Below are 7,415 nucleotides of genomic sequence, written 5' to 3'. Positions count from 1 at the left end.
GTTATTCACCAATACCAGAAAGTGTAGACCCCAATTTGTTCTGGTCTCAACTTGTATATTGATCCAGTAGTAGGCAGTTTCGTCGAAAAACGATATACTATTAGGGTAAGGATTTTAGAGAGGATGGGTGAAATGAAAAAATCAATCGATGCGGAACTAAAGAAAAATTTTCAAATTGAATTTAATGATGAGAGTCTTTTGGATGAAGCACTAACTCAAGCTTCGTATGTAAATGAGCATCCTAATCAAGGATTGAAATTTTATGAACGAATCGAGTTTTTAGGTGATGCAGTTTTGCAATTAATTGTGTCAGAATATATTTTTAAACGTTATCCAGAAATGCCACAAGGAAAATTAACTCGCCTCAGAGCGGCAATGGTTTGTGAAACAAGCTTCAGTCAGTTTGCTCGGGAATGCCATTTTGATCAATACATCCGTCTTGGTAAGGGTGAGGAAAAGGGTGGCGCACGCAACCGTTCTTCACTTCTTTGTGATATTTTTGAATCATTTGTTGGGGCTTTATATCTTGATCAAGGGCGACCAGCAGTTGAGAAATTTGTGCATACGGTTATATTCCCTAAGTTAGACACTGGAGCATTTGACCATGTGATTGATTACAAGACCAACTTGCAAGAGGTGCTGCAACGCGATGGGGATGCCTTAATTCATTATGATCTTTTAAATGAGGCTGGCCCTGATAATGAGCTTGATTTTGAAGTGGCCGTTTTTGATGATAAACGAAAACTTGGGGTTGGCACTGGAAAATCAAAGAAAATTGCGGAACAAGCTGCTGCAAAGGATGCTTTACAAGCATTACGCGTCAAAAATGTTTAGATTGGGAGCTTGGTGTTCATGAAACTTAAGGCCTTACAGATCAGCAGCTTTAAATCCTTTGCTGATAAAACAACAATTAATTTTGAAGATGGAATCACTGGCATTGTGGGTCCTAATGGCAGTGGAAAGAGTAATATTATTGAAGCTATCCGATGGGTCATGGGTGAACAGTCTGCCAAAAGCCTTCGTGGTGGTAAAATGCCAGACGTTATTTTTGCTGGTTCACAAAATCGTAAACCTTTAAATCGAGCTGCAGTGACCATTACATTCGATAATTCTGATCATTTTTTGAAAACAGATTTTACGGAAGTCAGTGTCACACGAAAGCTGTTTCGAAATGGTGACAGTCAGTATTTGATTAATCAAAATGAGTGTCGTTTAAAGGATGTCTTGAATCTTTTTATTGATACTGGCCTCGGAAGAGACTCATTTTCAGTGATTTCTCAAGGTAGAGTTGAATCAATTTTTAATAGTAAACCAGAAGACCGGCGCACAATCATTGAAGAAGTTGCCGGTGTTTTGGCGTATAAACAAGATAAGCAAAAAGCTGAACAAGAACTAACAAAAACGAATGATAATTTAGATCGGGTTAGTGATTTAATTGCAGAATTGCACTCTCAAATTGAACCTTTGGAAGAGCAAAGTAGTTTAGCACAAGATTATTTGGATCAAAAAAAGCAATTTGATCAGCTGGATAAAACGCGTTTAGTAAATTTGATTGACAAATTACAAACGCAAAGTAATACTACCCAAGCAGATATTGATGAAGCTAATCGATTGGTCACCCAGTATAGTAGTCAAAAGAAAGAATTGAATGCTGCGGTTACAAATCTTAAAGATCAACGGCAAGTTTCAGAAAAAGAAAAAGATCAATTGCAGGCTGACTTACTTGAAACAACCAAAAAGTATGAAAATTTAGCAGGACAACAAAATGTTGATTCAGAAAAAAATAAGTATCAACAGCAACAAGTTGCAGAACTAGGCCAGTCAGTTAAAAAAAATGAACAAGAACTAGAAAAAAATCAGGATCAGAAACAACAATTAGAGAAAAAAGTTAGCGACTATCAAAAGACAGTTGGTAATTTAAAGAAACAATTAGCCAAACTTTCAGAAAAAGAAATGCAGCAACGTCAGCAGGATGCTCAAGAAAAAATTGACCAGTTACAGGCGTCATATATTGAGAAAATGCAACAATTAGCACAGGTTCATAATGAGCAAGCTAATTTGAAGAAGAGTTATGAACAAGACAGTCAGCAACAATTGCATGTCAATGCTGACTTAGTTAAATTGCAGACGCAGTTACAGGATTTAAAACAAAGCTATGCTGATCAACAAAAAAAGGTTGCCCAGTTAGAGAAACAAACTACAGTTGCAGAAGACCAATTAAAATTAGCACTAACCGATTATCAAAAATTTACAAATCAGCAAAAACAGGGGCAAGATAGTTGGTTACAAGCGATCCAAGTTTATCAACAAGCCAAAACGCGATTAGAAACCCTTAGTAGTTCTGAAACAGAATTGCGAGGCTTTTATCAAGGTGTTCAGAGTGTGTTGAAAAATCGGAATCAGTTTAAGGGGCTAGTTGGTGTCGTTTCGGATTTGTTAAAAGTTCCAGAAAAGTATACCAAGGCCGTTGAAACAGTTTTAGGAAGTCAGTTGCAACAGCTAGTTACAAAAAAGGATCAGGATGCTCGTAATATCATCCAATATTTGACGCAGCATCGTGCTGGTCGTGTAACTTTACTACCGTTAACCACAATTCGGGCCAAACAAATTTCACCAAAAGTTCGCCAAGAGCTTGAAAATAGCGAAGGGTTTGAAGGAGTTGCTTCAGATTTAGTTGAAACAGATCAAAGCCTAATTGTTGTTAAGCAATACTTACTAGGGAATATTTTAATTGCCAGTGATTTAGATCATGCCTCAAAAATATCAAAACAACTTACAGCGCGGCTGAGATTTGTCACCTTGAATGGTGAAATTATTAATCCTTCTGGTTCAATGACCGGTGGTGTTAACCGGCATCAAACAGCTGGATTATTAACGCAAAAACAGCAACGTAATGATTTAAGTAAACAGGTTTCTCAAATGAAATCTGAACTCGAAAATCGCGAGGAATTGGTGCAGGACCTTAAACAAAAAATGACCGCTGCGGAAACTAAGGGTAGCGAACTTAGACAACAGTTTAATACTGCAAATGATCAGTATAAGGATGCCCAAAGGCAACTTGAGATGATTGCCAACCAAGTGAAGGAACTTAATCGGCGAATTGATGCAGTCAGCTATGAGTTTAACCAAAAAGGTGACTATAAGAATACGTTTGAAAGCCAGTCAACGAATTTAGCAGATCAGGAAAAATCGCTTAACGATGAGTTAACTGTAATTACGACAAAAACGGACACACAAAAGGCAGATCTTACGCAATTACGACAGACACAAAATGCGAATCAACAATCAATTACGCAACTTAGAGAGCAACTAGCGACTGTCCAAGCTCAATTAACGCAGGGCAAGACAATTTTAAGTGAGCGTGACCAGAAAATTAAGAGCCTCCAACAATTGGTTTTAGATGCCAAGAATCGACAATTAGATTTACAAAAGCAACAAAGGGTTCAAGGATCGAAAAGTCAGACAACCCAAGAAGAGCTTGCAAGTGATCAACAACATATTGAAAACTTGAAGAAAGAATTAAGCAAACAACAGGCTAGTTTTGAAACTCTTGAACAAACGTTGGCCCAAAAAGAAACGGGCCTTCAAAGAGTCCAAGAACTAAATTCGGTTGCAAGCGATGATTTGCAGGATATAAAGGTTAAGCAAACTCGTGTTAGTGAGCAGGTTGATCATGCATTGAACGATTTAAGTGAAAAATACCAACTAAGTTTTGAATTGGCTAAAAAAGATAGGCTAGATATTGATCAGCAGGATCTAGAACGTCAATTAAAACTTATCAAAAAGGGATTAGATGAAATTGGTGATGTGAATGTGGGTGCAATTGATGAGTATCAACGTGTTTCAACCCGCCACCAATTTTTAACAGAACAAAAAGATGATTTGATGACTTCACAAAAGCAATTATTGGAAACCATTAATGAAATTGACACGGAAGCAGCCACACGGTTTAAAACCACTTTTGATCAAGTTTCAGCTTCATTTTCAAAGGTGTTTGTCAGAATGTTTGGCGGTGGTAAAGCCAAGCTGGAGTTGACGGATCCAGAGCATCTGCTAACAACAGGATTGGAAATTAAGGCACAACCGCCTGGCAAAAAGTTCCAACGTTTGAGTTTGCTTTCAGGTGGAGAACGGGCTTTGACCGCAATTACCTTACTTTTTTCAATTTTAGAAGTTAAACCAGTGCCATTTTGTATTTTGGATGAAGTTGAGGCCGCATTTGATGATGCTAATGTTAGTCGATTTGCTGATTATCTTCGCAACTTCCAGCAACAAACGCAATTTGTTGTGATTACCCATCGAAAGGGTACAATGGTAGAATGCGACGTCTTGTATGGGGTAACCATGCAGGAATCAGGCGTTTCAAAGATGGCTTCTGTGTCTCTTGAAGATCTTTCATGAAAGGAAACTAAAACACAATGAGTATATTCGGTCGAAGAAAGAAAAAGAAATTAGAACAACAAGCACTAGAAGAACAGCAAGCATTGGCAAAACAAGCAAAAGAAAAACCAGTTGCTGAAAAACCAGCGGAAGAAAAAAGTGATGCACCAGTTGAAGAAAAAGCACCAGAAGTCCCAATCAATCCACAAGCTGCGACAACAGAACAAAATAAAGAGGTTGATCGCTATAATCGGGGGCTCGAAAAATCTCGGCGCACGTTTGGACAAAAATTAGCAGACCTTTTTGTTAACTTTAGCGGTGTTGATGATGATTTTTATGATGATCTTGAGGAAACTTTAATTGGTGCCGATGTTGGTTTTGAAACTGCGGTCCAAATTAGTGATGAAGTTCGGGAAGAAATTGAATCCAAACATGTCACAGACCAAAAAGTAATTTCAAACTTGATTGTTTCTAAGCTAGTTTCGCTTTATACACGAAATGGAACAACTGAAGATAATCATCTGGTTTTTGCCACAGAAGGTCCCAGTGTTTTCTTATTTGTGGGAGTCAACGGGGTTGGTAAAACGACTAGCATTGGTAAACTCGCAAATCGGTTTAAGAAGCGGGGTAAAAAAGTGCTATTGGCTGCTTGTGATACTTTCCGAGCTGGTGCCATTGAACAATTACAAGAATGGGGTAAACGTGATGGCGTTCCCGTAGTTGCTGGTCCCGAAAAGAGTGATCCAGCGGCCGTTGTGTTTGATGCGGTTCAAAAGGCTAAAAAAGAAAACTATGATTTGGTTTTGGTTGATACCGCTGGACGTTTACAAAACAAAGTTAATCTGATGAACGAGTTGGATAAGATGCGGCGTGTGATTACGCGTGAAATTCCGCATGCTCCTCAAGAAATTTTGTTAGTTTTGGATGCCACAACGGGTCAAAATGCCATGAATCAAGCCAAGGTTTTCAAAGAAACCACGGAAGTTACTGGAATTATTCTTACAAAATTGGATGGAACAGCCAAAGGTGGAATCGTACTGGCCATTCGGAATCAGTTACATCTTTCCGTTAAGTACGTTGGATTGGGCGAACAGGTGGATGATCTAAGTCCATTTTCACCAAAAGATTTTGTCGATGGTTTGTTTAGTGATTTTTTGGAGACAAGCAAATAGGAGTGGTGTGATTAAATGGAAATAGAAAAAAATAATCGCATAAACTTCCTTTTTGAATTTTATGGGTCCTTACTAACCAAAAAACAGAGTAATTACATGCAACTTTATTATGCAGATGATTATTCACTAGGTGAAATTGCAGAAAATTACGCCGTGAGTCGGCAAGCAGTGTATGATAATATTAAGAGGACGGTCCAGATTCTTGAGGATTACGAAGAAAAATTGCATATTTATGGTGATTTTTTAACGCGTAATCATCAAACGGACCGCTTAACTAACTATGTCAAAAAAAATTATCCACAAGATGAAACACTTCTAAAATTGATTGATAATTTAGAATCAATTGAAGCAGAATGAAAGGTAGGGATTAACCTATGGCTTTTGAAAGCTTAACAGAACGACTTCAAAATGCTTTCAGTAAATTAAGGAAAAAGGGTAAAATTTCTGAATCAGATTTAAAGAGCGCAATGCGTGAAATTCGGCTTGCCTTATTAGATGCTGATGTTAATTTTACAGTTGTTAAAAACTTCGTTAAAACAGTCCGTGATAAAGCAATCGGAGCTGATGTTTTAGATGGCTTGAATCCAACGCAGCAGATTGTCAAAATCGTTAATGATGAATTGGTTAAGGTCATGGGCGATAGTGCCGTTGGCTTAAACAAATCTCCAAAGATTCCAACAATTATTATGATGGTCGGGCTACAAGGAGCCGGGAAAACAACTACTGCCGGGAAATTAGCCTTAAAGTTAAAAAATGAACAAAAGGCACGGCCGCTGATGATTGCGGGGGATGTTTATCGTCCTGCTGCGATTGATCAATTAGTTCAGGTTGGCCAACAAATTGATGTTCCTGTTTTTCAATTAGGGACGGATGTTGATCCAGTCGAAATTGTGCGCCAAGGTTTGCAAAAGGCTCAAGAAGAAAACAACGACTATGTCATTATTGATACAGCCGGTCGTTTACAAATTGATGAAAAATTAATGGATGAGCTTTCGCGAATCAAAGATTTAGCGCATCCAAATGAAATTTTGTTAGTTGTCGATGCCATGACGGGACAAAATGCGGTAAATACGGCTGAAGGATTTAATAATCAATTAGACGTAACCGGGATTGTTTTGACCAAGTTAGATGGCGACACTCGTGGTGGTGCTGCACTCTCGATTCGGGCCGTAACCGGTAAACCAATTAAGTTTATTGGACAAGGCGAAAAGATGAAAGACTTAGATGTTTTCCATCCTGATCGTATGGCTTCTCGAATCTTAGGGATGGGCGATATGCTTACCCTGATTGAAAAGACGCAAAAAGAATACGATGACAAACAAGCTCAAGACATGACCGAAAAAATTCGGGAAAATAGTTTTGATTTTAATGATTTCGTCGATCAAATGGATCAAATGCAGAATATGGGCTCCATGGAAGATATCATGAAAATGATTCCAGGGATGGCCAATAATCCCGCTATGAAGAATGTCAATATTGATCCTAAAGATATGTCTCATATGAAGGCCATTGTAATGTCAATGACACCGGCTGAACGGGAAGATCCTGATTTATTAAACCCAAGTCGTCGTCGTCGAATTGCAGGTGGTTCTGGTAGACCAGTTGTTGAAGTTAATCGAATGATCAAACAGTTTGGTCAAATGAAGAAAATGATGAACCAAATGAGCAAAGGTAACTTCAATGGTATGGAAGGCATGCTGGGTAAAGGCGTAAGTGGCCGTCTCTCTAAGCTCGCCATGAATTCTATGGTTCGTAAAGGTAAGAAACGTAAGAAGAAACGGATGAAGAAGAATAAACGAAACAAGTGATTTATCGTGGCTTTTGTTCATTTGAACTCACTTCTTGACTAACATGCAAAATGAA

At 38.3% G+C, this 7,415-nt stretch carries 5 protein-coding genes; all 5 read left to right on the top strand.

Annotation, left to right across the window (positions count from 1 at the left end; all coding sequences use genetic code 11):
• Positions 1-132: 132 nt before the first annotated feature.
• From rnc to ffh, 5 genes are read left to right on the top strand one after another with little or no spacing between them, the layout of a single operon-like run.
• Positions 133-834, top strand: coding sequence for a ribonuclease III (rnc, locus tag IV84_RS04080; RefSeq protein WP_046870841.1), 702 nt, complete (start codon positions 133-135; stop codon positions 832-834).
• 18 nt (positions 835-852) lie between these two features.
• Positions 853-4,401 (top strand): chromosome segregation protein SMC, encoded by a 3,549-nt coding sequence (gene smc, locus IV84_RS04075; RefSeq protein WP_056986149.1) that lies wholly within the window; start codon positions 853-855, stop codon positions 4,399-4,401.
• 17 nt (positions 4,402-4,418) lie between these two features.
• Positions 4,419-5,552, top strand: a complete 1,134-nt coding sequence (ftsY, locus tag IV84_RS04070; protein ID WP_080945484.1) for a signal recognition particle-docking protein FtsY — start codon at positions 4,419-4,421, stop codon at positions 5,550-5,552.
• Positions 5,553-5,567: 15 nt separating this feature from the next.
• Positions 5,568-5,909, top strand: coding sequence for a putative DNA-binding protein (locus tag IV84_RS04065; RefSeq protein ID WP_046870843.1), 342 nt, complete (start codon positions 5,568-5,570; stop codon positions 5,907-5,909).
• Positions 5,910-5,926: 17 nt separating this feature from the next.
• A complete protein-coding gene (gene ffh / locus IV84_RS04060; protein ID WP_046870844.1) occupies positions 5,927-7,360 on the top strand; it encodes a signal recognition particle protein in 1,434 nt (477 codons plus the stop codon).
• Positions 7,361-7,415: the final 55 nt, after the last annotated feature.

The sequence above is a fragment of the Pediococcus damnosus genome (genome assembly GCF_001437255.1).
Taxonomy (GTDB): Bacteria; Bacillota; Bacilli; order Lactobacillales; family Lactobacillaceae; genus Pediococcus; species Pediococcus damnosus.
This window is presented reverse-complemented; position numbering and strand designations above follow the sequence as displayed.

Bases quoted from the DNA above. Each gene is read 5' to 3' on its own strand.
- rnc (WP_046870841.1), top strand. From the start codon at position 133: ATGAAAAAATCAATCGATGCGGAACTAAAGAAAAATTTTCAAATTGAA.
- smc (WP_056986149.1), top strand. From the start codon at position 853: ATGAAACTTAAGGCCTTACAGATCAGCAGCTTTAAATCCTTTGCTGAT.
- ftsY (WP_080945484.1), top strand. From the start codon at position 4,419: ATGAGTATATTCGGTCGAAGAAAGAAAAAGAAATTAGAACAACAAGCA.
- IV84_RS04065 (WP_046870843.1), top strand. From the start codon at position 5,568: ATGGAAATAGAAAAAAATAATCGCATAAACTTCCTTTTTGAATTTTAT.
- ffh (WP_046870844.1), top strand. From the start codon at position 5,927: ATGGCTTTTGAAAGCTTAACAGAACGACTTCAAAATGCTTTCAGTAAA.